Below are 1,947 nucleotides of genomic sequence, written 5' to 3' on the forward strand. Positions count from 1 at the left end.
GATACTGTTGAAAAACTATTGGTGGTGAGCATCTCATCTATCCCCTTAGAAATTAGCGTCCGTGACACGAACGCCCGCCGAGATATCGTAATGCCTTTCTAGGAGGCTAAATGTGTGTAACTCGGTTGTGGATGGCGAAACAATTTATAAGACGCCGCGCGAGTTGGCGACGCTTGTCGGAATGGATGGCCTCGTGTGGCGAGACAAAAATCCTTTTGTAAATTGGTCTGTTGGCAAAGATTGGCACGACCTCGACCTATGCCTTTGCGGCGTCGATATCTCGGCCTCTCTGGCGCGAGTAGGACTTCAGTGTGAACGGATGACAGCGGACCCGATGGAACTGAAGATTGTTCGGTGATGCCGGATGTAGCCGTATTGCCAAGGAATTCGCATTGCTTATGCAGGAAAGCCCTGATTCAATCGTCGTATTGATTTGCGGAGGATTGAGCGATGATGGGATGTCAGGCAGCTCCGGCGCAGCTCTTTTATGACTTCTGTATTGATGATCACGTCCCCGCCGAGCACCTGTTGCGGGGAATAGACCGTCATCTCGAACTCGATAGCGTTCGAGAGCAGTTGAAGCCTTTCTATAGCAGCACTGGCCGTCCCTCGGTCGATCCCGAACTGATGATCCGGATGCTGATTGTCGGCTACGCCATGGGCATTCGGTCGGAGCGGCGGCTGTGTGAAGAGGTCCATCTCAACCTTGCCTATCGCTGGTTCTGCCGCCTCGGACTGGACGGCAAGGTGCCTGATCACTCCAGCTTCTCGAAGAATCGCCATGGCCGGTTTCGGCAAAGCGATATCCTGCGACACATGTTCGAAACGGTGGTGGAGCGCTGTCTTGCGCAAGGGTTGGTCGGAGCAGAAGGTTTTGCCGTCGATGCCAGCCTTATTGCAGCGGATGCCAACAAGCAGCGTTCGGTACCAGGAGCTGAGTGGGAAGCAAAGGAAGGCGCTAGCCGCTCGGTACAAGAGTATCTGGCTGTTCTCGATGATGCCGCTTTCGGTGCTGCGTCGCCGGTGACACCAAAGTTTATCTCCCCGTCTGATCCTGCCGCCCAATGGACCGGTGCTCACAAAGGCCATGCCTTCTTCGCTTACGCCACCAATTATCTGATAGACACCGATCATGGTGTCATTGTCGATGTGGAGGCGACGCGTGCGATCCGCCAGGCAGAAGTCGGGGCATCCCGCACGATGCTCGAAAGGACCGAGAACCGCTTCGGCTTACGGCCGGACTATGTGGCTGCTGACAGTGCTTACGGTTCCGCCGACAACTTGGCATGGCTGGTCAAGGAGAAGAAGATCGCGCCGCACATTCCGGTCTTTGACAAGTCGAACCGGACAGACGGCACCTTCTCACGTTCGGACTTCACCTGGGAAGCCGAGAACGAGCGATACATCTGTCCGGCCGGGAACGAACTGAAGCAGTTCCACCGCACTTACAATACTCCAAGATCGGGGATCACGGCCGAAGGGACACGGATTTATCGTGCCAGCAAAAAGGACTGTGATGTCTGTGACCTGAAGCAGCGTTGTTGCCCGAACACGCCTATGCGCAAGGTGCCGCGCGATCTCCATGAGGATGCGCGCGATGTTGCCAGAGCGATTGCGGCCACACCAGAATATGAACTGTCGCGTCACCGCCGGAAGAAAGTCGAGATGCTATTCGCGCATCTCAAACGCATTCTACGGATGGCGCGTCTTCGGCTTCGGGGACCCTGTGGTGCGAGAGACGAATTCTTGCTTGCCGCAACCGCACAAAATCTAAGGAGGTTAGCTAAACTCAGGCCACAAACGACGTCATATGGCGTCATTGCCGCATGAGAGCGGCATGAATTGAGACCCTGCGCCGAGGCGCGGGGCAGAAACGCGTTGGTACTCCGCCCGGAAAATCAAAATGGGCGGATGAGCAGCTAATGCGGCGAGTTTTTCAACGATATC

The 1,947-nt window shown here is 55.5% G+C and carries 1 protein-coding gene; it reads left to right on the top strand.

Going from position 1 to position 1,947, the window contains the following annotated elements; all coding sequences use genetic code 11:
• Window positions 1–450: 450 nt before the first annotated feature.
• Complete coding sequence (locus AC1DIJ_RS30860; RefSeq protein ID WP_112390951.1) at window positions 451–1,830, top strand: transposase; 1,380 nt, start codon at window positions 451–453, stop codon at window positions 1,828–1,830.
• Window positions 1,831–1,947 lie beyond the last annotated feature (117 nt).

Source organism: Rhizobium sp. 10N427, from assembly GCF_056394605.1.